The sequence below is a fragment of the Hymenobacter ruricola genome (assembly GCF_015694525.1).
GTDB classification, from domain to species: Bacteria; Bacteroidota; Bacteroidia; order Cytophagales; family Hymenobacteraceae; genus Hymenobacter; species Hymenobacter ruricola.
On sequence record NZ_JADQDM010000009.1, the window covers coordinates 108,430 to 133,014 of the forward strand.

At 63.9% G+C, this 24,585-nt stretch carries 14 protein-coding genes and 1 pseudogene; 6 read left to right on the top strand and 9 right to left on the bottom strand.

What is annotated here, in order from left to right:
• Positions 1 to 12 precede the first annotated feature (12 nt).
• The 3 genes from I2H31_RS16930 to I2H31_RS16940 are packed head-to-tail and all read left to right on the top strand — an operon-like array spanning position 13 to position 2,584.
• Positions 13 to 1,344, top strand: a complete 1,332-nt coding sequence (locus I2H31_RS16930) for an AAA family ATPase (protein WP_196294232.1) — start codon at positions 13 to 15, stop codon at positions 1,342 to 1,344.
• The gene (locus I2H31_RS16935; RefSeq protein ID WP_196294233.1) at positions 1,344 to 1,979 is read left to right on the top strand and encodes a DUF4276 family protein; all 636 of its coding nucleotides are present in this window, start codon (positions 1,344 to 1,346) and stop codon (positions 1,977 to 1,979) included. The genes I2H31_RS16930 and I2H31_RS16935 overlap by 1 nt, the downstream gene beginning before the upstream one ends.
• A 5-nt stretch (positions 1,980 to 1,984) precedes the next feature.
• Entirely contained in the window at positions 1,985 to 2,584 is a 600-nt protein-coding gene (locus tag I2H31_RS16940; RefSeq protein WP_196294234.1) for a DUF4304 domain-containing protein, read from the top strand.
• 61 nt (positions 2,585 to 2,645) lie between these two features.
• Here I2H31_RS16940 and I2H31_RS16945 read toward each other — a convergent pair whose 3' ends face one another.
• From I2H31_RS16945 to I2H31_RS16975, 7 genes and pseudogenes are all read right to left on the bottom strand, one after another.
• On the bottom strand, positions 2,646 to 2,861 hold the full coding sequence (locus I2H31_RS16945) for a hypothetical protein (protein WP_196294235.1): 216 nt from the start codon (positions 2,859 to 2,861) through the stop codon (positions 2,646 to 2,648).
• A gap of 50 nt (positions 2,862 to 2,911) precedes the next feature.
• Positions 2,912 to 3,124, bottom strand: a pseudogene (locus I2H31_RS16950) (Txe/YoeB family addiction module toxin); the annotation flags it as partial.
• A gap of 53 nt (positions 3,125 to 3,177) precedes the next feature.
• Entirely contained in the window at positions 3,178 to 3,423 is a 246-nt protein-coding gene (locus I2H31_RS16955; protein WP_196294236.1) for a hypothetical protein, read from the bottom strand.
• Positions 3,424 to 3,698: 275 nt separating this feature from the next.
• Complete coding sequence (locus I2H31_RS16960) at positions 3,699 to 13,442, bottom strand: T9SS type A sorting domain-containing protein (protein ID WP_196294237.1); 9,744 nt, start codon at positions 13,440 to 13,442, stop codon at positions 3,699 to 3,701.
• 14 nt (positions 13,443 to 13,456) lie between these two features.
• The gene (locus tag I2H31_RS16965; protein WP_196294238.1) at positions 13,457 to 14,452 is read right to left on the bottom strand and encodes a hypothetical protein; all 996 of its coding nucleotides are present in this window, start codon (positions 14,450 to 14,452) and stop codon (positions 13,457 to 13,459) included.
• Between the two features lie 480 nt (positions 14,453 to 14,932).
• Complete coding sequence (locus I2H31_RS16970) at positions 14,933 to 15,586, bottom strand: NAD-dependent epimerase/dehydratase family protein (RefSeq protein WP_196294239.1); 654 nt, start codon at positions 15,584 to 15,586, stop codon at positions 14,933 to 14,935.
• Positions 15,587 to 15,819: 233 nt separating this feature from the next.
• Entirely contained in the window at positions 15,820 to 16,656 is an 837-nt protein-coding gene (locus I2H31_RS16975; protein ID WP_196294240.1) for a CvfB family protein, read from the bottom strand.
• A 187-nt stretch (positions 16,657 to 16,843) separates the two neighbouring features.
• Here I2H31_RS16975 and I2H31_RS16980 point away from each other — a divergent pair, with 187 nt between their 5' ends.
• Together I2H31_RS16980 and I2H31_RS16985 are read left to right on the top strand one after the other, a co-directional pair.
• Positions 16,844 to 17,893 carry an SPFH domain-containing protein gene (locus tag I2H31_RS16980; protein WP_196294241.1) on the top strand — a complete coding sequence of 350 codons (1,050 nt, stop codon included), beginning with the start codon at positions 16,844 to 16,846 and terminating at the stop codon, positions 17,891 to 17,893.
• Between the two features lie 175 nt (positions 17,894 to 18,068).
• Entirely contained in the window at positions 18,069 to 18,998 is a 930-nt protein-coding gene (locus I2H31_RS16985; protein WP_196294242.1) for an NAD(+)/NADH kinase, read from the top strand.
• A gap of 400 nt (positions 18,999 to 19,398) precedes the next feature.
• On the opposite strand, the gene I2H31_RS25675 is transcribed toward I2H31_RS16985, so the two are convergent.
• Together I2H31_RS25675 and I2H31_RS16995 are read right to left on the bottom strand one after the other, a co-directional pair.
• Positions 19,399 to 20,982 carry a T9SS type A sorting domain-containing protein gene (locus tag I2H31_RS25675; RefSeq protein ID WP_196294243.1) on the bottom strand — a complete coding sequence of 528 codons (1,584 nt, stop codon included), beginning with the start codon at positions 20,980 to 20,982 and terminating at the stop codon, positions 19,399 to 19,401.
• A gap of 274 nt (positions 20,983 to 21,256) precedes the next feature.
• Positions 21,257 to 24,130, bottom strand: coding sequence for a hypothetical protein (locus I2H31_RS16995; RefSeq protein WP_196294244.1), 2,874 nt, complete (start codon positions 24,128 to 24,130; stop codon positions 21,257 to 21,259).
• Positions 24,131 to 24,368: 238 nt separating this feature from the next.
• Here I2H31_RS16995 and I2H31_RS17000 point away from each other — a divergent pair, with 238 nt between their 5' ends.
• Positions 24,369 to 24,512, top strand: a complete 144-nt coding sequence (locus I2H31_RS17000) for a hypothetical protein (protein ID WP_196294245.1) — start codon at positions 24,369 to 24,371, stop codon at positions 24,510 to 24,512.
• Positions 24,513 to 24,585: the final 73 nt, after the last annotated feature.

Consider the following 24,585-nt stretch of genomic DNA (forward strand, 5'->3'; position numbering starts at 1 on the left):
ACTTTTGTAGCTATGGCCCAAGAATCTGAATCCACCGCCAAGCGCGCCGAGCTACCCATGCGCTTAACCCGTCTGCGCGTCAAAAACTTCCGCAGCATTGCGGATATTGACATTCCCTTGTCGCCCCTCACGGTGTTGGTAGGCCCCAATGGCTCGGGCAAAAGTAACGTGGTAGATGCCCTGCGCTTCGTGCGTGATGTGCTTGCTCATGGATTGGACCAAGCCGTTATGGATAGGGAGGGAATGGGTGTGGTGCAGCGGTGGGGTACGGAAGGTGAGGGCGTTACTATTGGGATAACAGTTGAATTACCGGAAATGGTAAATCCTCACAAATACGGTTCAAATCCTACGCCTGAGCCGGCTGCTAAAGTTGATTACGAATTCTGTATTGGGGATTTGCACGGTGAAGGGCTAGTAGTTATTGGTGAAAGCATCCTAATTAATGCTAAAGGAGAACCTCCTATGAAGGTTGTCGTGAATGAGGAGGGAGAGTTTGTTGAATATGGCAAAAGACAATGGAAGCGTACAAATTTTGACTCTGACTTCTGGCAACGCCAGGATGTCAATGGTCCAGAAATACATTTTATGAAATCTGAAAGCTATTTATTTGGCGACGGAAAATGGTCAAAGAAATACGTTGAAGAAAACGGGTATTCGTGGAGGAGAAACGGAATAGCAGCTATTAGAACAGAAAAAGAAATTCATGATTCTCTTTTTTACAACCTGAATCCATCTGACCTTCGCCAGCCTCAAAAGATGGTGAAAGAGAGTCCATATGACGAAAATGGCCGCAACTTAGCGGCTGTATTGCGTAGCCTTTTCCGTACAGGTGGTGGTGCTAATTGGGATGGTTTGCTGTTTGCTTTACGCCAGACTGTGCCAGGATTTAGTGACATTGAAGTGGAGTCTGTGGGTGGGTATCTCGCTACGAAACTTCTATATCATAATGGAACAGCCAAGTCCCGTGCATCCTACCTTGGTCAAGAATCTGATGGTACCATCCGAATGATGGGATTACTGGCGGCACTATACCAAGAGCCGGCACAACCATTTATTTGCATCGAGGAACCGGAAGCCAACATTCACCCTGGCGCGCTAGCAATATTGGCGGGAGTGATTGATGAAGCCAGCTTACGCAGTCAAATATTGGTGACCACGCACAGCCCCGATATGCTGGACCATCTACCCGTTGAGTCGTTCTTAGTAGTAGAAAAAGTAGGCGACACCACGCACGTCGGCCCGCTTGATGCCAGCCAAATTTCCTCCGTGCGCAAGCGTCTATTTACACCCGGTGAGTTGTTCCGCATGGAAGGCTTGCAGCGCCAAACTGAATCGGCTTCGTAATGCAGACGCTGCACTTGCTGGTAGAAGGAGAGGGAGACATGAAAGCCGCGCCGATATTGTTGCGGCGGCTGTTGCACGAGACACACGCCCGCTACGACTGGCAGGTAGACCCCAAGCACACCATGAAAGTGTGGGGCCTGGCCAAGCTGCGGAGCCGCCTTTCGGATTACATCGAGCACCTGCGCAACAAGCCTGCCTGCCACGGCGCCATGATTCTGCTGGATTTGGAAGACCAATTGCCCTGCGAGGAAGCGCCCGCGCTGGCGGAGGAAATTGCGGCCTTGCAGCCGCTGCCGTTTCCGGTGGTCGTGGTGTTTGCCTGCCGGGAGTTTGAGTCGTGGTTTCTGGCAAGCCTGGGGAGTATTGCCAACGGTTCCGAGTTATTCACCAGCGGCCTCACGTATCCCAACGACCCCGAGGCCAAGCGCGGCGCGAAAGAAGAATTAGACAAGCGCATGCCGCCGCTCGTCAAGTACAAAGAGGTGTTGCACCAAGCCGAATTTACCAAGCTGCTGAGTTTCGAGGAGGCGCGGCGGGCACCGTCGTTTCAGCGGTTGGAGCGGGCGTTGGGCGAATTGCTAACGGCCGTAGATGCAGATGGGGGCGCGGGGGTTATTTCACCACGTAGACGGTAGGAATTATGCTTAAAACAGAAGTGCAAACCCAGTTTGGGCAGTTAGTTTCAGAAGTTATTTGGCCAGAGTTCAAAGCCCGTAATTATCGTAAGACCGGCAACAACTTTCGCATTTATCATTCTGATGGGTGGGGGAAGATTCTGAATATTCAGAAGAGTGCTTACAGGGATAGAAACGAAATCAGCTTTACGATAAATACTGGCCTGTATTTGGTAAAAGCAGATACCATGTTTGAAGAGCCACGCGCTGCAAAGTTTCTGGAGCCAGATTGCTTAGTTAGGAATCGAATCGGGCGTTTGAACGGTAGTAATCATGATTTATGGTATGATTTGAACGAACTGACGCCAGCGCTTCTAATCCAGCAACAGGTACTCGATGATGTGAAAGGGTTCGTTTTACCCTATCTGGACAAGATTGATTCCGTTGATGACATTGTGCAGCAAATTCTGCGGGAGCGACTTCCTAAATCACGTCAAGCTATTCAGGCAGTGTTTAATTATGGGTACACGCAGGAGGCTTTGAATTGGGTAGAGGAGGAAATAGCAACTACCATTTACCGAACCTGGCGCCAAGAGTTAGAAGACCTTCGCAAATCATTCAAATAACCCGGTAACAAAACGCCTCGCCAGACACTGGCGAGGCGTTTTGTTGCTTAGGCTACGGGGCTCATTCGTCTGGCTGGCGCATGGGGGCCTGGCCGTTCTGGATGCGGGCCACTACGCTGGCGACGGATTGGTTGTATTCGGCTTCGCTGGCAAACACCGCGTGCGAAAAGGCCGGGGTGTCTTTGCGCGCCGCCTTCGTTTTCGGCGCAGGGCGCGGAGAAGTGGCGGTAGTGGTTCGTTTTGCTACGGCAGAAGCCTTTTTGCGGAGCTGGGCCATGGGAATGAATTGTTAGTCGGCGAATAAGGCGCGGTATTGCTGCTTGTTGCTCAATAATGGTCTTTGCAGGCCAGAATATGGATGGCGATATCATCGACGCGGTACACAAAGCGGTGTTCGCGGGTGATGCGGTGCGACCAATAGCCTTGCAAGGGGCCGCGCAGCGGCTCGGGCTTGCCGGTGCCCGTGAAGGGTGTGCGCAGGCATTCGCGGATGAAGGTGTTGATTTTCTCCACGTTTTCGGGCTCGGTGGCGCGCCAGTCGAGGTAGTCCTGTCAGGCGTCGGGGTCCCAGAGGATGCCGCGGCGGAGGCTCCTCACGCGGCCTTGGTTTCCAGGGGCTGCCGGGCAATGAGCTGGCGGTTTTTGTCGCGCTCAACGGCGGCCAGCAGGCGGCGGCGGTTAGCGGGCGTGCGCAGCAGGTGGTCGGTGGCGTCCATTTCCTCCTCCTCGTCTTTGCCGGCATCGAGCAGGCGCGCCGTGCCGAAGGCAATGGCCGCCGCAATGGCGAATACGCTGCCTACTTTTTCAAGCAGCGGGCCGTAAGGGTGACTGGTTTTCATGAGGATAGAGGCTGTGCCGGTGACAACACAAATATAACGAGGGAAGGGGGCGGGTGGGTTTTCGTGAAATGTCATGCCGAGCGCAGTCGAGGCATCTCGCTCGCGCCGTCTGTCATCCTGAGCGCAGCGAAGGACCTTATCACGTCGGCGTCGATTGAAATTACTGCGAATCGTTTGGGCGTGATAAGGTCCTTCGCTGCGCTCAGGATGACAGATGGTAATAAAAAAGCCCCGCCAGACACTGGCGAGGCTTTTTGTTACGCAAGCTACGGCGCCTACTCCTTCACCAGGCGTTTCACCACCGTGCCTTCCTGGGCGTGGATGCGGACGGTGTACACGCCGGTGGCCAGGCCGTTGAGGTCGATGGTTTCGGAGAGGAAGCCCTGCTTGGGGCGCGTGCTCAGCTGGCGCACGGTCTGGCCCAGCACGTTCACCACTTCCACCTGCACCGGGCCCTGCTCGCGCAGGCCGGCCAGCTCCAGGGTGGCGCGGGCGGTGGTGGGGTTGGGGTAGAGGGCGGTGCGGGCGGCGAGCTGGCCGGTGGTCACTGCGGTTACGGTGCCGGCCACGAAGTTGAGGTAGAAGCGCTGGCCGGTGTAGTTGGCCAGCATCGTGAAGGCGTAGGTGGGGTTGGCGGCCAGGTTCTGGCGGCGGTTCAGCACCCGGTCTTCGAGCCACACCTGGGTGCCGGCGGGCGCATCGGTCAGGCCGGTGAGCACCAGCTCGTGGGCGCCGTCCTGGCTCACGCGCACCCCGAGCGGGATGACGGGGGCCGTGGCCAGGTCGGGCAGGCCGTTGATGGCGAAGCTCTCGGCGCCGGCCTGGCTCCAGAGGCTGGGGCGGCCGTTGCCGTTGAGCTGCACCTTGTAGGCGTCGTGCCGAGCCGAGAAGCCGAGGGCCGCGCCGGGCTCGAAATACACCACCGTTTCATCGGCGGTGGCGGTGGCCAGGTTGCGGGCTTCGAGGCGCAGCACCGGGGGCGCCGTGGTGGTGCGGTTGAACACCGGCGAGCCGTAGCTGGTGGCGCGCACGGCGTTGGTGAGGCTCACGCTGGCCGTGGGGGCGGTGGCCCGCACGAAGAAGCCCTGCATGGCGGCCAGGTCCTTGGTGCCGCCGTTCTGGCCGAGGCCGTTCACGTAGGCTTTGTAGGTGCCGGTGTACTGGCCGCTGGGCTCGAACACGTAGAGGGCATCGGCCACACCGCTGAGCATGCCGGGGGTGCTGCGGGCCACGTCCCAGTCCATGGGGGCGGGGTAGGGGTTGCCGAGCAGGTGCCAGCCCGAGTTGGCCAGGCTGCCGCGGCCCAGGCTGTAGCTCACGTTGCCGGTTTGGAGCAGGCCCGAAATGTCCACCGTGGTGGTGGGCAGGGTTTGGGCGGTGTAGCCGCGCAGGGGCAGTAGGTCGTCGGTGGCGGTGGGCACCATCCAGCCGTCGTCGAAACCGGGTTTGGAGGCCGTGAGGCGGGTTTCGTCGTACTGGAAGAAGGTCGGGAAGGGCGTGGCCGTGTTGCCGGCCGAGTTGTAGGCCGGGTTCAGCTCAAACACCGGCAGGTCGTCGGCAAACTCCTGCACGGTGGTGCTGATGCCGGCGGCGCTCAGCTTCATGGGCGAGGAGTAGTGGCGGTAGCCGGGCGCCCCGCTCAGGCCCGTGATGAAGCGCTCCATGGTCGAAACACCCGTCACCACGCCGCCGCCCACGGGGTTCACCACCATGGCGGTGCCGCTGGCGTTGCTCGTGAGGGTGAGGTGGCCGTTGGAAGCCAGGTTACCGGTGGTCAGGGTCAGCATATGGGTCAGGAACCAGTTGTCGGTGGCCGTCACGCCCGCGGCGTTCTGGATGTAGAGGTCGTAGAAGCGCGTGGGCGTGGTGCTGACGCCGCCCAGCGTCTGGGCCGCCGTGCCGATGCAGTACCAGCCGAAGGCGCCGCAGTTCACCAGGCCGGTGTTCACGAAGTTGCCGAGCAAATACACCGGGCCGGCGTAGGTCACGCCGGCGGGGTTGGCGCAGTTCAGGCCGAAGAAGCGGATTGGCTGGGTGCCGCCGCAGGTTTGGGCCACCGTGCCGTTGAAGTACACCGTGTAGGTGGCCGGGTTGAAGGGCCCATTGCAGAGCCAGTTGCCGGCCACGTAGATGTCGCCGCCCAGCACGCAGCCCACCAGGTTGGCCCAGGTGATATGGTGGAAGTAGCTGCGGGCCGTGGCGCCGGTGGTGGTGATGGTTTGCAGCGCCGTGCCGTTGAAGCTGACGCCGAAGCCCTGGCCGTGGAAGAGGCCGGTGTTGTTCCAGAAGCCGGCCACGGTGATGTCGCGCAGCAATTGCACGTCCACCGCGTTGGTGATGCCCACGTTGTAGAAGGCGCTCAGGACCGTGCCGCCGATGGTTTGCAGGGCCGTGCCGTCGAAAATCACCGTCTGGTTGTTGGCCAGGTAGCCGCCGTTGTTCACCCACAGCCCGCTCACGTAGATGCCGTCGAGCAGCGTCACGCCGGCCGTATTGGCAAAGGTGATATCGTGGAAGTGCGTGCGGCCCGAGGTGCAGGTGATGCTCTGCGCCACCGTGCCGTTGAAGCGGGTGCGGAAGCCGCAGCCACAGTAGCCGCCCTGGTTCACGAAGTTGCGCGTCACGTCGATGTCGTGGCCCAGACTCACGTTCACCGCGTTGTTGAAGGTCACGTCGTAGAAGGTGGTCAGGGCCGTGCCGGCGATGGTTTGCAGCACCGTACCGTTGAAGTACACCAGCAAGTTGTTATGCAAGAAGCTGCCGTTGTTGGTCCAGTCGCCGAGCAGCGTGATGCCGAGGTTTTGCTGAACCGAAGCGCCGGTGGCAATGGTGAAGTGGTGGAACATCGTCGCCACCGAGCCGCCAATAAGCTGGAGCACCGTGCCGTTGAAGGTCACCAGCTTGCCATTGGCCAGGAAGCCGCCGTTGTTGGTCCAGCTGCCGGTCAGGAAGACGTTGTTTTGCAGCGTCACGCCGGCCAGGTTGGCAAATACCACGTCGTGGAAGGTGAGCGTGCCGGTGGAGTAAATCCCCTGGGCCGCGCTGCCGTCGAAGTAGGTGGTGAAGCCGCCGGCCGTGAACAAAGCCAGGTTGCGGAAGTCGCCGCGCACCCGGATGTTCTGGCCCAGGGCCACGCCCACCGCGTTGTTGGTGGTGAGGTTGCCGAAGATGGTCGTGCTCGTTCCGCCGATGTTCTGCAGGGCCGTCCCGTTGAAGGTGACGAGGTAATTGGCGCAGCTGAAGAGGCCGTCGTTCACCAGGTTGCCCCCGATGAAGATGGGGCCGCCCAAACTCACGCCGCCCACCGTGTTCAGGATATTCAGCCCGAAGAAGGTGGTGACGGCCGTGCCGCCAATAACCTGCGCCACGCTGCCGTTGAAGAACACCGTGTAAGTAGCCGGCACGAAGACGCCGCTATTCGTCCAGGCGCCCGCCACGCGGATGTTGCTGCCCAGCGTCACGGTGCCCGTGTTCAGGAAGGTGATGCCATAGAAGTTGGTCACCACCGCGCCGTTGATGAGCTGGGCGCCGCTGCCGGCGAAGGTCACCGTGTAGCTGCCGTGCAGGAAGCTGCCGTCGTTCGTCCAGTCGCCGAGGATGGTGACCACGCGGGCCAGCTGCACGCTAGCGCCACTCACGATGGTGAGGTGGTGGAATTGCGTGAGCACCGTGCCGGCAATGGTCTGCAAGGCCGAACCCGAGAAGAACACCCGGAAGCCGTTGGCGACGAAGCCGCCGTCGTGGGTCCAGTTGCCGTTCAGGTAGACGTTCGAGAGCAGCTTGACGGTGGTCGGGTTGTTGAAGCGCAGGTCGAAGAAGCGCGTATTCAGCCCGGCGAGGATGGTTTGGGCCGCCGTGCCGTTGAAGTACACCAGGTAGCCATTGCCGAGGAACACGCCCGTGCCGGCCCAGTTGCCGAGCACCGTCACGGCCTGCAGCAGGCTCACCGAAACCGTGTTGGTGATGGTGACGTGGTGGAACGTGGTAAGCACCGAGCCGCCGATGGTTTGGGCCACGTTGCCAATGAAGTTGACGAGGTAGCCGTTGGCCAGGTAGCCGCCGTTGTTCAGCCAGTTGCCCCACACGCTGATGTTCTGGTTGAGCGTAATGCCCGCCAGGTTGTTCCAGGTCACGTGCCAGAACTCGTACACCCCGCCGCCCGTCAGGCTTTGCGCCCCCGAGCCGCCGAACACGAAGGTGTAGCCCGTGTACACGCCACCCACCAGGTTGTAGCCGTAGAACGTGCCCAGGTTGGCGAAGCCGCCCAGCAGCGTCACGTTCTGAATCAGCCGCACGGAGGACGTGCCGCCGATGTTCCAGCCATAGAAGCTGAGCGCCGTGTAGCCGCCCACCGTCTGCACCACGCCGGGCTCGTTGCCGTTGAAGTACACCGTGTAGGTGCCGGGGCTGAAGCTGCCCGAGTACAGGTAGTAGTTGCCGGCGATGTAGATGTTGGTGGCCAGACTCACGCCCGCCGCGTTGTCGGCGTAGAAGTGGTAGAAGTAGGTCGTCGCGTTGGCCGTAATCACCTGCGCCGCCGTGCCGCCGAAGCGCACGAAGTAGCCCAGGGTGCTGCCGCCGCTCAGGTACCAGCCGTAAAAGACGCCGGTATTCACGAAGCCGCCCAGCACGTAGATGTTCTGGTGCAGCGTGACGGAAATCAGGTTGTTGAAGGTGACGTTGTAGAAGTTCGTTACCTGAGTGCCGCCGATAATCTGGGCCACCGTGCCGGCGAAAATCACCGAGTACGTGCCGCCCGAGAACAGGCCGTTGTTAATCCAGTCGCCGAGCACCGTGATGTTGCTCACCAGCGTCACGCCCACCGTATTGTTGATGGTGACGGTGTAGTAGCTGCTGCTGCCGGAGCCGCCGATGGTCTGAGCAACTGAGCCGTTAAAGGCCACGCCGTAGATGCCCGCGTTGAAGGTGCCGGTGGTGTTGAGGTTGCCCAGAAAAATGGTGTTAATGCCCAGGTTCACCACCGAGCCGCTGTTGATGGACACGTTGTAGAAGCTCGTAACGCTACCGCCGCCAATAACCTGCGTGCCGCTCGGGCCATTGAACACCACGTTGTAGGCGCTGTTGCCCACGTAGAGGCCGTTGTTGGTCCAGCTGCCGTAGATGTTCAGCGTGGCATTCACGTTCAGCGTCACGCCGTTGTTGATGACGAAGCTGCCGATTTGCAACGGGTTACCGCTGATGCTCTGGTTGCTGCCGCCCACGAAACTCCACGTCGAAGTCGTGCCCGCCAGTACCGTGCCGTTGTTGACGATGTTACCGTAGAGGTTAAAGCTGGAGTTGACCGTGAAGGTGGCCGTATTGGCAATGGTGATGTTCAGGGCCAGAGCTGTGCCGCCGGTGATGACTGGGTAGAAGCTCACGCCGCCCGGAATCGTGACCACGCTGCTGGCGTTGGGTACCTGCCCGCAACTCCAGTTGGCGCCATTAAACCAGTCGGTGCTCACGCCGCCCGTCCAGGCGTAGGTAAGCGCGCCGACGGTCAGGTTGGCGCCGTTGTCGGAGCCCACGGCGGCCGGGTTGTCGGCCACCACGCGCACCCGGTAGCCGGTGCCGGCCGAAGTGCTCACCGGAATCACCGCCGGGATGGTGCCGCTGGTCGCGCTGCTGCTCAGCGAGCCAATGCTGACCGGCGAAGCGAACGAGCCGCTGGCGTTTGAAAGCTGCACCGTGAAGGTGTTGCCGCCGTTCACGCTGCCCGTCGTCACGCTATAGGGCACCGAAATGGCCGAGCCGGGACAGAAGCTGCCGCTCACGTTGCCAGTGGCAAGCGTGAGTACCGGCGCGCCGACTTGCACCTGCACCGAGCGCGTCACCGAGCAGCCGTTGAGGCTGGCGGTGAAGCTGTAGGTGCCCGCGTTGGCTGCGTTGGCGTTCGGGATGCTGGGGTTTGACTGCGTGCTGTTGAAGCCGTTCGGGCCCGTCCAGGCGATGCTGTCGCCGGCTGGCACCCCGCTGCTGCTAAACTGAATCAGCGCGCCCGCGGATACCGGCGAGTTGGAGCTGGCCACCACGTTCGTAAGGTTCGAGATGGTCAGGTTGGTGCCGTTGTCGTTGCTGGTTAGCGCCGGATTGGTGCTCACCAGGCGAATGCGGTAGCCCGCGCCATCCACCGTCGAGGCCGGCAGGGTGAAGCCCAGGCTGCCGCTACCGGTACCGTTGAAGTTGATGCTAGCCAGCGTCACCGGCGCGGCAAACGAGCCGCTGGCATCCGATAGCTGCGCCGTGATGCTGCCGCTGCTCAGGCCCGCGCCCCCCACGGTGTAGTTCACCGCGTAGTTGTTACCGGCACAAAACTGCCCGGAGAAGGTACCCAGCGCCAGCGTACTCGTGGCCGGCGGGTTCACCAGCACGCGCACAGAAGCGGAATCAGTGCAGCCCCCTTGCGTTACAAACACATAGTAGAAGCCCGACGAAGCCGTAGTCACGTTGTTAAACGTCGGGTTCTGTTGGTTGCTGATGAAGGCCGTGCCGCCTGCCGTGTACTGCACATACCACTGGTAGGTGGCCGCGCCGTTGGGCCCAGCGTTCAACTGCAAAGTGCTGCCCGAGGCGACGGGCGAGTTGCTGCTGGCCGTGGCCACCAGTGTAGTGGGCACCGTCAGGTTGGCGCCATTGTCGGTGGTGCTGGTCACGCTAGGGTTCGAGCCTACTAGGCGAATGCGGTAGCCCGTGCCGGCGGGCGTGCCCTGCGGCACTGTGGCCGAAACTGTGCCGTTGCCCTGCCCAGTGAAACTCACCGAACCAATGGCTACTGGCGAAGCAAACGAGCCGCCGGCATCCGACAGCTGGGCCGTAATCACGTTGCCGCTGCCAAACACGTTGCCCGTCACCGAGAAGCCGATGTTCAAACCCGTCCCGGGGCACAGGCTGCCGTTGAACTGCGAGATGGCCAGAATGGGCTGCGCCGACGGGTTCACCGTGACCTGCGTAGCGGTGCCGGGGCTCTGGCAGCCGTTCACCGTGACGTAGAGGGTGTAGGTGCCGCTGTTGCTGGGCGTGGCGTTGGCAATGGTTGGGTTTTGCTGATTGGAGGAGAAGCCGGGACCGGTCCAGAGGTAGGAGGCGCCGGCCACCGTGGCCGCCGTGAGCTGAATGGTGCCGTTGTAGGCCACCGGCGAGTTGCTGCTTGGCGTGGCCGTGGGCTGCGTCGTGATGCTCAGGTTCGAGCCGTTGTCCGTCGTGCTGGTCACGGCCGGGCTGGAGCCCACCAGGCGAATGCGGTAGCCGCTGCCCGTGGGCGTGTTAGTCGGAATCGTGACCGGAATAGCCCCGCCGCCCTGGCCCGTGAAGGGCGCCGAGCCAATCACCGCGGGTGCGGCAAACGAGCCGCTGGCATCCGAAAGTTGTGCCGAAAGGGTGTTGCCGTTCAGAAAGTTATTGCCCGTCACGGAGAAGCCGATGTTGAACGTGGCGCCCGCGCAGCCATTGTAGCCGAACTGGCCCATGGCCAGCACCGGCACCGCATTGGGTTGCACCAGCACCCGCACGCTGGCCGAGTCCTGGCAACCGTTCGAGTTCGTCACGTACACGAAGTACTTGCCGCTCTGCGCAGGCTGGGCATTGGCCAGGTTCAGCGTTTGGCCCGAGCCCACGAAAGCTGTACCGCCGCCGTTATACTGCACGTACCATTGGTAGGCGCTCTGGCCCGTGGGCTGCGCTGCCAGCTGAATGGTGCCATTATACACCACCGGCGAATTGCTGGTAGCCGAGGCCACCGGCGTGGGATAAATGGTCAGGTTCGTCCCGTTGTCCGTGCCCGTAATGCCGGGGTTCGATGCCACCACGCGCACCCGGTAGCCGGTGCCGGCCGGCGTCCGAAACGCCACCGTGTCGGTGAGGACGCCGCCGTTGGCGTTCTGGCCGCTCAGGAAGCCATACAGCCGCGACCCCGCCGTGAAGTTGCCGCTGGCGTCCGAGAGCTGGAATTTGAACTGGTTGCCGGTGTTGTAGCTCGATGTGTTGGTGGTGAAGGGCACCGAGATGAAGGTGCTGCTGCAAAACGCCGTGGGCGACACCGTGCCCGTGGCAATGGTGGGCGGATAGGTGTAGTTGGCCGCCGAGCAGGCCGTGCCGCCGGGCGTGGTCACGCACAACTGGCCGGTGCTGCCGCCAGCGGGCGCGACGGCCGTGATGCTGGTGCTGGAGTTCACCACAAAGCTCTGCGCCGCCACCCCGTTGAAGGTGAAGGCCGTGGCGCCCGTGAAGTTGGTGCCCGTCACGGCCACCGAGGTGCCCGGCCCGCCGCCCGTGGGCGTGAAGCTGGTGATGGTGGGGCCCGCGCAGTTGAAATAATAGGCGCCTGCGCCCGACACCACCACGTAGTTGCCGCCCGGCGTCACCACCCGCACCCGCAGCACGCGGGCGCTGACCGGCGTGGTGAGCGTGCGGGCCACGTTGGTCGTGACGTTGGCCACGAGGCTGCCCGAGTAGGTATCCACGGCCGTGAAGGGCCCGCTGGTGCTGGCCGCCGTTTGCACCTGCACCGAGTAGGTGCCGTTGCCGCCGGCCGTCACCTTGTAGCGGAAGTCGCTCAGCGTCTGGGCGCTGCCCAGGTCGACTTGCATGTAGCTGCCGTTGTAGCCGAAGAAGCTGTTGCCGGTGGTGGGCGTGGCCGGGTCGGTGTTGAAGGCCGTTTCGGCCAAGCTGTTGCCCACTGTGCCGGCCACGCTGTAGCTGCTGCTGGCCAGCCCCGCCGCGAAGTTGGGCGAGGAGGCGCAGCCGTTTTTCACGAAGCTGCGGCTGCTCACCAGGCTCCACTTCCCGTTGGTATCGCGCGAGCGGAAGAAGATGCGGTGCGAGCCATCGGCCAGCGCGCTGGCGTCGGCCGCGAAGCCGAAACTGGCCAGGTCCGGTGCCGGCGTGGGCACCGGCACGTCGGTGGCGCTGCCAAAGCCGGGGTCGGCGTCGAAGTAGTACTCAATCTTGTTGATGTTGGGCGCGGCGGCCAGCGCGGGCTCGTAGTAGAAGCTGCGCACGTTGGTGAGGCTCCATTTTCCGTTAGCATCGCGCGAGCGCACGCTCAGGGTGTGAAAACCGGTGCCGACGCTGCTCAGGTTCACATTGAAGGCAATGCCGCTGATGTCCGATGACGCCGTCACGGGCACGTCGATGCCGCTGCCGAAGCCGGGCTCGGCATCGAGGAAGTACTCAACTTTGGTGATGGTGGGCAGCGTATTTGCCGCCAGGGGCTCGTAGTAGAAGGTGCGCCGGCTGGTCAGGCTCCACTTGCCGTCGGCGTCCTGGCTGCGCACGCCCAACTGGTGGAAGCCGGCGGCAAGGCTGCTGATGTTCAGGTTGAAGGCTACGCCGCTGACGTCGGCCGCGGCGGTCACGGGCACGTTGGTCGCGCCGCCAAACCCGGGGTCAGCATCAATAAAATACTCGACTTTGGTGATGTTGGCCAGCGTGCCGGAGGCCAGGGGCTCGTAATAAAACGTGCGGCGGCTGGTCAGGCTCCAGGCGCCGTTGGCATCGCGCGAGCGGAGCCCCAGCTGGTGAAATCCCGCGCTCAGGCTGCTCAGGTTCACCGCGAAAGCCACGCCGCTGACATCCGTTGCGGCCGTCACGGGCACATCCGTCGCGGCCCCAAAACCCGGGTCGGTATCGACGAAATACTCCACCTTGGTAATGTTGGCCAGCGTGCCGGCGGCCACCGGCTCGTAATAGAACGTGCGGCGGCTGGTCAGGCTCCACTTGCCGTCGGCGTCCTGGCTGCGCACGCCCAGGGCGTGGAAGCCAGCGCTGAGGCTGCCCAGCGGCACGGCCGCCGTCAGGCCCGCCACGTCGGCCGCCGGAATGGCCGGCAGGGTGAAGGCTGTGGCCGCCCCAAAGCCGGGGTCGGCATCGATGTAGTACTCGGCGCGGGCAATGGGGGCCTGGCCGTAGCTGCGGGCAACTGCTCCCAGCAGCAGCAGGAGCAGCAGCGCCAACGGCAGCAGCCAGCCGAACTGCCTCGGCTGGCCGCCCCGCGTGGGGCGGAAGTCGTAAAAGCGGTGCATAAAAAGAGCCGCGCTTAGTTATTGGAGCGCGTGCTCAGGTTCACGTTCAGCGTGTTGCCGGTCACGCTCTGGTTGAGCTGGTAGATGGCCGGGATGGCCGGGATGCCGCTCAGCTTGTAGGCGTAGCCGGTGGCCGAGCCAAACGCGCCCACGTCCACGCCGCCCTCGCCGCCGCCGGTGGCCGGGTTGGTGCCCGTCTTGAGCTTGTACCAGGCATCAAACTGCGTGCTGCCCGGCCCCAACACAAACACGGTGGCCTGCGGCACGTTGGCCGTGTTGTTGCTCTGGCTGCCGGTGGCGGGCAGGCTGCTTGAGCCCAGCAGGTTGTAGCGCCAGGTGGTGTTGGCCGTGGGCGTGAAGTTGCTGGCGAGGTAGTTGTTCTTCACCGTGAAGTTGTCGAAGCTTGAATAGCGCAGCACCACGTTGTTGGAAAACTCACCGTTGAGGTTGCCGGCGTTCAGGCTCACATCGAGCGTCACAATGTTGTTGGTGATGAGCAGGTTGCTGCCCGCCGTGCTGTACTGGGCCAGGAAGGTGACGTAGTTCTGGCGCACCAGCGCGTTGTTGGACGCCGCGCTGTAGCCGAAGTAGATGTACGACCCCACGTAGTTGCGCTGCACCGAGAGGTTGTTGGCGCCCAGAAACACGCTGCTGTTCACCGTCACGCCGGCCAGCGAGGCGCCGGCGCTGCCCGTGGTGAAGTACACGTTGTCGACCTGCGCCGCGATGACGCTGGCCTGCAGGGCGGGCGGCTGGTTATTACTCAGGAAATACCCCGGCCCCACAATGCTCAACTGCTTGGTACAGGTGAGGCTGCCGTAGCTGACGGTAGAGGGCTCCAGCTGGATGATGTCACCGGTGGCGGCCGCGTCGTGTGCCAGCTGCACCGTGCTGTAAATGTTGGTGCCCGTCACGCCGTTGTTGTTCACGCGGCGGATGGTTTGGGCCGAAGCCAGCTGAGCGGCCAGGGCCAGCAGCACAAAAAGCAGGGAGGCGGAGAGGTTTTTCATAAAAAACAGAAAATGGGTGTAAGAGTAAGCCATTGATGCTCAGCGCCGCCGCTTCTTATCGCAAGGCGTAAAAACGCTGGGTGTAAGAATGGGTAAAGGTTGGTTATATAGTAAATAATTAATATCCGTGCTGCCCCCTATTTTTTCCGGGCATCTCCTCCGTGCCAGCACGGATGCCGCCGGTTGGAATGGGCGGGCCCATCGCCGTTGAAGGCACTTGGACTACCCCGCCGATACCACCCCTTGAGCCGCGCCAAAACGAACCGGCCCCACGAGGCGGCCCTCGCCGACGCATCGGGAGAAGCCGCCCCGTGGGGCCGGGTTGAGGAAAAAAATAATGGTGCAGAGACGCAATACTTTGCGTCTCGTCGTTGAACAATGTGCCTGAACGACTCGCGGGCGCTTGCGGCGCGCATGGCACCCGCACGGCGCGCCCGCTGAGACGCAAAGTATTGCGTCTCTACACCGTTCTGGCCGCCGCTAAGCCGTAGCCAGCTCTGCCGACTGGTGCACGCGCACCCCGCCGCCATCGTCCTCGGCGGCGCGCAGCATGGCGGCGGCCACTGCCGCGCCCGTCACGGGCCGAAACTTCAGCAGCGGGCCGCGCAGCAGCGGGCGCAGCAGGCCCAGCACCGCCCCCCCCAGGCGCTCGCCCAGGCGGGGCTGCGCGCGCGCGCCCAGCAGCAGCGAGGGCCGGAAAATGTGAATGGCCCGAAACGGCGTCTGGCGCACGGCGGCTTCCATTTCGCCCTTCACCCGGCTGTAGTAGAGGCGGCTTTCGGCGTCGGCGCCCAGGCTGCTCACCACCAGCAGCTGCGAGGCAAAGTTGGCCGTGGCCACCGCCGCCAGCTTCACCACGTACAGAAAGTCAACTTTATAAAACGCCTCCTTCGAACCGGCCTGCCGCATGGTGGTGCCCAGGCAGCAAAACACGTCGTCGGCAATGAGCTTCAGGCGCACGGCTTCCAGCTTATCCAGCTCGGTGGTCACCTGCACCAGCTTGGGGTGAATGGTGGGCACGGCCCGGCGCCCCACCACAATCACCTTGGCATACCGTTCCGACTGCAACAGCAGCGGCAACAGTTGTGACCCAATCAGGCCCGTGGCCCCGGCGAGTAAAGCGGTTTTTTGCATAGCGAGGGAGCGTTTGCAGCGTGCTTGTCATTGCGAGCGGAGCGAAGCAATCCGTCCTGGTCTCAGCGACAAACCTAATAATGTGACAAAGCTGTTGCCACACGGGTAATTACACTGTGCAGCGCAAAGCCAAATACCTTACGCCAGAAAAGGTGTCTGGTTAGTCAGAAAAGGTCGCGCTTTGAGAGGAAGGATTGCCACGGCCTGCGGCCTCGCAATGACAGCCGAACCCCTTACTTCAATACCGTTGCTTCCGGCTCCAGCGTCACCAGTCCCTGCCGAAACAGGGCGCCTACTGCCTTTTTGAATACCTTTTTGCTCATGCCCACGCGGCGGTACACGTCCTCGGCCAGGCTCTTGTCGCCCAGCGGCAGGCGCCCGCCGGGCGCGGCCTTGAGGGCCTTGAGCAGCGTGTCGGTGGCCGATTCCACTTCGCCGTAGCCGGTCTGCTGCAGGCGCACGTCGAGCTTGCCATCGGGGCGAATTTGCTTGAGGAAGCCGGGCAGGGTTTCGCCCAGGCGCAGGGGCCGGAATACCTCGTTGTGAAACAGCAGCCCCTGGTGCGTGCCGTTCACAATGACGGGGTAGCCCAGCTCGGTTTCGTCGGCCACCAGCAGGCGCACCTCGTCGCCGGGCTGGCCGGGGAAGGGCGTGTTTTTCAGAAACTGCTTCCACTTGGTAGAGGCCACCAGCCGGTCGCTTTCCTCGTCGAGGTACACGTACACCAGCACCCGCTCGCCCACGCGTAGGTCGCGGCGCTGGTTGCGGTAGGGCAGGAGCAGGTCTTTCTCCAGGCCCCAGTCCAGGAAGGCGCCGGCCGGGCCGTGGTCCTTCACGGTGAGGGCGGCGAAGCTGTCGACCAGCGCCAGGGGCCGCAGGTTGGTGGCAATGAGGCGGTCTTCCGAGTCGCGGTACACGAACACGCGCACCACGTCGCCCACGCGGGTGCCGGCCTCCACGTATTTTTCGGGCAGCAGCAGGTCGCCGTCGTCGGAGGTGAGGTAGAGGCCGATGCTGGTTTCGCGGGCTACTTCGAGGTCGTTGTAATCGCCGAGGAGGAGGCTGGCCATAGGGTCGGGCGTTTGGGGTGAAGGGGCAAAGGTCGGGCGAAAATTTGGAGGTAGGGGCGGGGCCTGCCCCCGCCCGGACGTTCGCACAACTTCAACGGCGCCGTTCAACGTCCGGGCGGGGGCAGGCCCCGCCCCTACGCCGCCCGGCTTATTTCCGTAAGTTTGGGCCTTCCCTTTTCCCGTCGCTATGTTCGGTCTCGGCTACGCCAAATTCGATTCGATAACCTACGTTATCCAGTACAAAAACGGCAAAGTGGTGCGCGAGGGGCGCGGGCTGGCCTTTTTCTACTCCACCTTCAACAGCTCCATCGCGGCCGTGCCGCTGGCCTCCAACGACCTGCCGTTCATTTTCAACGAAACCACGGCCGACTACCAAAGCATTACCATCCAAGGCCAGCTCAGCTACCGCGTGCGCGACCCGCGCCAGCTGGCCGAGCTGCTCGATTTCACGGTGAACAGCCTGGGCATCTACAAGAAAAACGACCTCGAAAAGCTCAACCAGCGCCTCGTGAACGAGGCCCAGACCGCCACCTCGGCCTACGCCCACAGCCTCACCCTCAAGGATGCCATCCGCTCCAACAAGTTCATTGAGGAGCAGATTCAGGCCGGGCTGCAAAGCTCGCCGGCCGTGGCCCAGCTGGGCATCGAGGTGCTGGGCGTGAACATCCTGGCCGTGAAAGCCACCCCCGAGATGGAGCGCGCCCTGGAGGCCGACGCCCGCGAGCGCCTGCAGCAGGAAGCCGACCAGGCCATCTATGAGCGCCGCAACTTCGCCGTGGAGCAGGAGCGCCGCATCAAGGAAAGCGAGCTGAACACCGACATTGCGGTGGAGGAAAAGCGCAAGCAGATTGACGAGAAACGCTCCGAAGCCCAGCTCCAGCGCGCCGCCAACGACCGCAAGCTGCGCGAGCTGCAGGTGCAGGCCGACATCGCCGTGGAAGCCAGCCGCGCCGACCTGCTTACCCAGCAAACCGCCAACCAGCGCCAGGCCGCCGACGCCCAGGGCTACGTGACCGAAGCCACCCTGCGGCCCTTCCGCGACCTGGACTGGCGCACCCTCACCGCCCTGCAAAACAACCCCGACCCGCGCCTCAACATCGCCCTGGCCTTCCGCGAGCTGGCCGAGAACGCCGGCAAAATCGGCACCCTCAACATCACCCCCGACCTGCTCGACAACCTGCTGGGCGACACGCCTGCGCCGGCCCCGGACGCCCCCAAGCCGCCCACGCGCCGGTAGGGGCGGGGCTTGCCCCCGCCCGCCGTTGAACGATGGGCCGCGCCGGCTGGTGTAGGGGCGGGGCCTGCCCCCGCCCACCGTTGAACGGAATCGTTATGATGGTGCAAGCGTCCGGGCGGGGGCAGGCCCCGCCCCTACACCGTTCAGGCACCGAATCACCACCCCCGCCACCGAAATGCCCAAAATCGAATACGCCATCATCGTGCGGGCCAAAACCCGGCTCGAACAGCTTAAGGCCCGCTACAACACCGCCGCCCAGGCCCGTTTCGTGGTGGAGCGCGCCGGCGGCAACTTCAGCGACTACGAAGCCGAGCAGGCCGCCCTCGACCTGGCCGTGAGCCAGGTGCAGCGCGAGCTGGCCCAGGTAGTGAAAAGCAAGGTGGTGGACCGCGAGTTTCTGCCCTCCTTCATTTTCGCCGACGACCAGGTGGTGGTGGTAGTGGGCCAGGACGGCCTGGTGGCCAACGCCGCCAAGTACGTGCGCGGCCGGCCCCTGGTGGCCGTCAATCCCGACCCCGGCCGCTACGACGGCGTGCTGCTGCCGTTCCGCCCCGACACCTGCCGCGCCGCCGTGCAGGCCCTCGTGCGCGGGGCCGACGTGCCCATCCGCACCCAGCCGCTGGCCCAGGCCACCCTGCAGGACGGCCAGCGCCTGCTCGCCTTCAACGACCTGTTCATCGGGGCGGCCTCGCACGTCTCGGCCCGCTACCGCCTCACCTTCGGCAAAGACACCGAGGAGCATTCCTCGTCCGGCATCATCGTAGCCACGCCGGCGGGCAGCACCGGCTGGCTCAGCTCCATCTTCAACATGGCCGCCGGCCTCGAAGACTTCCTGGGCACCGACCACGTGGCCGAGCAGCCCGCCCTACGCCCCGATGAGCTGCTGTTTGTGGTGCGCGAGCCTTTCCGCAGCCGGCGCACACAGTGTGGCCTGGTGGCGGGGCGGCTGCGCGCCCGCCAGCCCCTGCACGTCGAGTCGCTGATGCCCAGCGGCGGCGTCATCTTCTCCGATGGCGTGGAGGCCGACTTTCTGCGCTTCAACGCGGGCAGCGTGGCCACCATCGGCCCCAGCCAAGAGGTGACGCGGCTGGTGCAGCCGGGGTAGCGGGGGGCCGAATGGCCCCTTGCTTCTCTCACGTGACGGGTTTCGGTGATTGAGCCACGGGCCCGGCTGAGGCCATTATTTGGCCTGCGCGAGCTTTTCGGGCAGCCGGTCGCCGTTGACGCAGGCAGGAGAGCGGCCAACGCGGGTTTCGTGGGCTGCTGCCAGCCGCCTGGGCGCTTGCGCCGGGCCCCGCGCAGGCCGTGGCCCCGGCGCAAGCGCGTTTTCGGAGGGCCGGGAGGCTTGTGGTAATTATCGGGAAAACAAAAAATATTACCACAACCCAGGTCCCTGCTTCTGTGGTAATATTTTTTGTTTTCCCGATAATTACCACACCCTCTTGCGCACCAATGCCTCCGGCCACGGGCCGGAGGCATTGCATAATAGAAGCCGAAGCCGCCCGCTAATAGCGCACGAGGCGCTTGCTAAAGCTGCCGGCGCTGGTGTTCACGCGCACGGCGTACACGCCCGGGGGCAGGCCGCGCAGGTCCAGGGCCACGGCGAGCGCGCCGCCCGCGGGCCGGGCCTCGGGGCGGAGCACCGCGCGGCCCAGGGCGTCGAGCACGGCCACGGCCACGGGGCCGGGCGGGAGCTGGTCGAGGGCGAGGGTGGCCGCGTCGTGGGCGGGGTTGGGAAACAGTTCCGCGCGGGCGGCCAGGGCGCGGCCGCGCTGGGCGGCGGTGGGCCGGCCGAAGGGGTAGAGCGTGAGCGTGCCGGTGCAGCCCAGGTTATTCGTCACGGTGAGCGTGACGGGCGTGCCGGGGGCGGGCGCCCGGGCGTAGCGGTAGCGCAGGGTGCCGCCGGCGGCGGTTTCGCGCACGGCGCCGTCGCCGAGCTCCCAGCGGAAGGCCACGTTTTGGGCGTGGCGCGGGCCGGCGCTGCTGAGCTCGGTGAGCACGAGCGAGTCGGGGTGGGCCGGGTCGAGGGGGCGCCAGCCGGCGTTCGCCTGCGGGGGGTAGCGGCAGTAGTCGGGCACGAAGGGCGCGCCCACCGGGGCCCCGGCGGCCCCCTGCCCGCCGATGCCCAGGCCGTAGAAGCGCTGCTTGTAGGCGGTCTGGGCCGGGGTGTCGTAGACGTAGGCCGAACCCCAGACCATGAGCGAGTCGCCGGGCTCGTGCACCAGCCGCGCCGGAATAGCGCCCAGGGAGGCCGCGCCGGGCACGCCGTAGGGGCCGTAGGCGCGCACCGGCTGGCCCGCGGCCGAGTAGCGCAGCACCTGGGTCTGGCCCGCGGCGGTGCCCGTGCGGGCGAGCAGCAGCAGGTCGCCGTTGCGTAGCTGGCGCAGGTCCACGACGTCGGAAGCGGCGGGCAGCGCCACCTGCCACTGCACCCGCCAGAGCGAATCGAGCTTGACCAGGCGCTTGACGTAGGCGTTGGCCGTCGTGCGCGGCTCGTACTCGGCGAGCACGGCCAGTCCCTGGTCGCTGGTCGGAATCAGGCGCAGGGCGTTGTCGAAGTCGCCCTCGGTGCCGAAGCGCTTGGTGCGCACCGTGTCGCCGGTGTGGGTGAACTCCACCAGGCGCCAGTCGAGGGAGAAGTACGCCGAGTTGGTCAGCGGCGTGCGCACGCCCACGTAGCCGCAGGCCACGTAGGCCCCGTTGGCTTGCAGGCGCAGGTCTGCGGTCCGGGCGTCACCGGGAAGGGTGCGCTCCCACACCAACTGGCCTTGGTTATCGAATCGGTTAAGGGTCTGCCTGTCCAGCCGGGTGAACCCCGTAGGCATGGTAAAGAACAGCGTGTTGGCCGCAACCACGTAGCCGTCGGGCGTACGCACCAAGCCGCCCATGCCGTAGCTGGTCTGCCGGCCGATGGGGTCGAGTCCATGGAAATTGGTCTGCCAGAGTACTTGCCCTTGCTGGTTTACTTTAGACAAGGTATGTGTCTGGGCACTGCCGCGGCCGCCAAGCTGAGTTGCGCCGCACCAAGTGAAGGTGCCGTCGAGGTTGCTGGCTACATATTCGACACCGCTGTTTCGGGCAGAAAGCACCTGGGAACGCAGGGAATCGCCTTGGGCGTTGGTGTAGAGAAAATAAGGATGCAACTGACCGGAAACATCGACCGAACCAGCGTGCACGTACAGGTTTGGGCCTAGCTTGGCGGAGCTAGTATAATAATTGGCAGTTTCAGTTAAGAACCCGCTTCGGTAGCTGTGCTGCCAGAGTGGTAGTTGGGCTTGGGCGCGGAGCCCGGCCACGAGTAACAGGAGCCCGGCCATCAAGGGTCCGGGTAGAAGGCGAAAGGGTTTCATGAGGACGGGTAGATTAGTGGTTGACCAATAAGCGACGGGTGGCGACAGTCCGGCCATTGACGAGCAAACTCACGGCGTACACCCCGTTGGGCAGCGCCTGCGTGGGCAGCGTGGCTTCGGTGCCGGCGGCTGATAGTGGCAGTTCCTGCACTACGGCGCCGTTGAGCAGGGAACGCACCACTATGGCCGCAGGTTGGTCAGCATCCGTTAGGGTGAGGTGGTAGCGAAGCACGATGCGGTCCGAGGCGGGATTGGGGGCGAGTGATTCTAGGGTATTGCTGGCAGTTGGGATAGTCACTGGTTTACCCTTCGGCGGATTGGGTGTGGTGCGGGCTTGAATGCCAGCATTGGGGTATCCGTCATTGGCACAGTCGTTACTTGACGTAATAGGAATGTTTCCCTGCGACGAGACAATCACATTGACAGTCGTCAAGGGGGCCATACCAAATTGATTGCCGTTGGCTACATCAAAAAATGTATCGTAGGCAAACGGCGCATTGGACGGGTCATTCCACACGTCTGTAATATAGGGCGTATTATAATTGACAAAGTAGTTTTTCAGCAGGGTTGCGGCTAGGCTAGGAGGGGTCGCATTGGGCACCGCTCCCGTCAGCGTCACTTGGTAGTTGGCGTCGATGAAAATGCCGCGCGGGTAGCTGGCGCTGCCAAACCGGGAGGCCGCCGGCCACACGAAGGTGTTGCATTGCAACTGCACCCGGTAGTTCGGGCCGTAGCCCGGGGCGCCGGGCCCCACCAGGTGAATGCCGTAGACGCACCCCTCGAACTGGTTTTCGGTGATGGAACCGTCGACTTTCAGCTGCAGGCGCAGGCCCTCGTAGAGGTTGGTGAAGTAGTTGTTGCGCGGCAGGGAGTTGGTGTTGGGAAAGGCGGTGGCGCTGATGCCCACCTGCCGGTAGTGCACCGGGAAATCATTCAGGCGCAGCACCGCCGGGCCGCTGAACTGGTTGCCTTGGGCGGTGGCAATCTGCCCGTTGGCGAGCACGCCGTAGGTTTCTTCCGGCGAGCTGCTGGGCGCCTGGGCATAGGCGGCGGCCAGCTGGGGCGGGTTGGCATCGTGCACGGCCGCCGTGGGCAGCTGGAAGGTGTTGCCGGTCAGGGGAAACATGACGACGCTGGCCCCGTCGGTGCATACCCCGGCCACGTAGTTGTTTTCAAACCGATTGTTGGTCAGCGGGGACAAGACCGAGGCGCCCGCGGCGAATACCCCGAACATGCCGCGCTTGAGCTGGTTGCCGTCGAAGGCGATGTTGTCCCACAGGCGCGCGTCCAGCACGGCCACGTGCCGCAGGCTGTAGGAGAAGTCCGTGGCCGACTGGTACTGGTAGGGCGGCAACATGCCCAGCGGGGCCGAGTCGAAGGTGCAGCCGGTCACGCGGCCCTGGCGGTCACCCTGTTGCAGGTCCTGAAACGTAATGCTCTGGTAGTTGAACAGAAAATCCGTATCGGCCAGTTGCAGGGGCGTGGGCTGCGCTTCCAGAAACACCACGCCCTGCAAGCTGTGGGCAATGCCGGGCCGGCCGCCACCGGGGCCGGGGTGGCTGAGCAGGTTGCCCCCGGCGCGCACGTACACCCCGTCCCACATGTGGGAGCAGGCCGCCGTGAGGTGGCCGCCGGCCAGCTCCAGGGTGGCCTGGTCGTCTACGAACACCGACACGTCCTGCCCCAGGTATAGGGTGCTGCTCTCGGGCAGCGTGAACACGCCCTGCGTCAGGCGCAGGTTCAGGGGCACGTAGTAGTTGGTGTTGGGTTGCAGCTGCAGGTCCTGGGCCGTGTAGTTGCCCTGGTCCAGCACCGTCATTGCGAAGCCGGTGCCGGGGGTGATGCAGCACCGCACGTTCATCGTCACCTGGCTTTGGGTGGTGCCCTGGCCGGGCAGCGTCACCGTGAGGGTATACACGGTGGGCAGGGTGGCGGGGAGCACCGGCACGGTGGTTTGCAGGGTAGCGGACGAGAAGGTGGGGTCGGTGCTCGACGTCCACCGGTAAGTGGCGCCCACACCGGCGGGCAGGGCCAGCCCGTCCACGGGCAGGGTCACGCTCTTGCCGCAATCGGTCACAAAGTCCGGCCCCGCCTGGGGCACTTGCACCAGCAGGGCGTCGTCGGCGTAGTACTGCACGTCGGGCCGCACGGCCGGGGCCTGGGGGTTGGTGGTGGCGCCCGGCACGAAGGTGATGAAGGCGGCCGGCTCGAAGTAGCCGATGGTGAAATACTGCTCGCCGCCCGCGGCCGCAAACAGCCCCCGCACCCGCTGCCAGCCGGCGCGGTCGTCCAGCACGGCGGCGTTGTCGTTCACCACCTGGTCTACTTGGGTCAGGAGCCCGTCGGTGGTCTGGGCGGGGTATTGCCGCGAGAGGGCCATGCCCAGGCTGCTCACGCGGCTGGCCGAGGCATCGGCCAGGCTCACCCAGTACTCGGCGTAGTAGAGGCGGCCGGCCGCCAGGGGCGTGGTGATGGGCGTGCCGGCATAGGAGCGGTGCTCCACCACGGGGCTGCCGTTGTTGCCGTAGCGGGCGTAGGCCCGGAAGCCCACGTAGCCGTTGCCCGAGCGGGCCGCCTGGCTGCCATACAGGTTATCGGGCACGCCGTAGCGCGCAGTATCCGGTTGCGCGTTGCCGGTGGCGCAGGCGTTGAACGGGTCGGACGCCGTGTTGTTCTGGTCCCACCAAAAGCACAGCTTCGAGGTGGAAGAGTTGGCCATGTTGCGGGGCTGCACCACCGTGCAGTTAAGCAGCGACTCGAAATTGGAGTTGCTCAGCAGGTTGCCGGTGGTGGCCGCGCTGGGCCGGCACTGAATCGCGGCCGGGCCGGCGAGCGCGGCCGGGGCCTGCGCCCGGGCCGTTAGCCCCCCCCCCCGCTGCCAAACCAACGGCGAGCAGGGCTTGGAGGAACACGGCGGGTAAGCCGCCAGTGGGTAGCATGTGTTTCATGTGGAGTAGAGAAGTGAAAATGGTGAAGTAGGCGGGTAAGGTACAGCCCATTGCGCCACTCCCATCACAATACTCAAAAAAATAAATACTGCAGGGGCAAGAGCCGGGGCAGGGGGGGGCCGCCGGCCGTTTCGCCGCCAGAAAAAGCCCCTCGGCAACCCCGGCGCTGGCGCGGTTTTGGAAGCCACCAAGTGCCCGGTTCGCGCCGGCACCGACCGTTTCCTGGCCACCGTCGATGCCGCCCAGGTGCAGGACCAGGTTGACCGGCTCACGGCGGTGCTGGCCGGCATCGCGCAGCGCCGCTCGGAGCTGCCGGGCTAACTCTGCGGTAATGGCTGAAACCAAAAGCCCCCGGTGCCTGGCGCCGGGGGCTTCTTTTGTAGCGCGCAGTAGC

Coding starts and splice junctions, on each gene's coding strand:
- I2H31_RS16930 (WP_196294232.1), top strand. CDS start 13: ATGGCCCAAGAATCTGAATCCACCGCCAAGCGCGCCGAGCTACCCATG.
- I2H31_RS16935 (WP_196294233.1), top strand. CDS start 1,344: ATGCAGACGCTGCACTTGCTGGTAGAAGGAGAGGGAGACATGAAAGCC.
- I2H31_RS16940 (WP_196294234.1), top strand. CDS start 1,985: ATGCTTAAAACAGAAGTGCAAACCCAGTTTGGGCAGTTAGTTTCAGAA.
- I2H31_RS16945 (WP_196294235.1), bottom strand. CDS start 2,861: ATGGCCCAGCTCCGCAAAAAGGCTTCTGCCGTAGCAAAACGAACCACT.
- I2H31_RS16955 (WP_196294236.1), bottom strand. CDS start 3,423: ATGAAAACCAGTCACCCTTACGGCCCGCTGCTTGAAAAAGTAGGCAGC.
- I2H31_RS16960 (WP_196294237.1), bottom strand. CDS start 13,442: ATGCACCGCTTTTACGACTTCCGCCCCACGCGGGGCGGCCAGCCGAGG.
- I2H31_RS16965 (WP_196294238.1), bottom strand. CDS start 14,452: ATGAAAAACCTCTCCGCCTCCCTGCTTTTTGTGCTGCTGGCCCTGGCC.
- I2H31_RS16970 (WP_196294239.1), bottom strand. CDS start 15,586: ATGCAAAAAACCGCTTTACTCGCCGGGGCCACGGGCCTGATTGGGTCA.
- I2H31_RS16975 (WP_196294240.1), bottom strand. CDS start 16,656: ATGGCCAGCCTCCTCCTCGGCGATTACAACGACCTCGAAGTAGCCCGC.
- I2H31_RS16980 (WP_196294241.1), top strand. CDS start 16,844: ATGTTCGGTCTCGGCTACGCCAAATTCGATTCGATAACCTACGTTATC.
- I2H31_RS16985 (WP_196294242.1), top strand. CDS start 18,069: ATGCCCAAAATCGAATACGCCATCATCGTGCGGGCCAAAACCCGGCTC.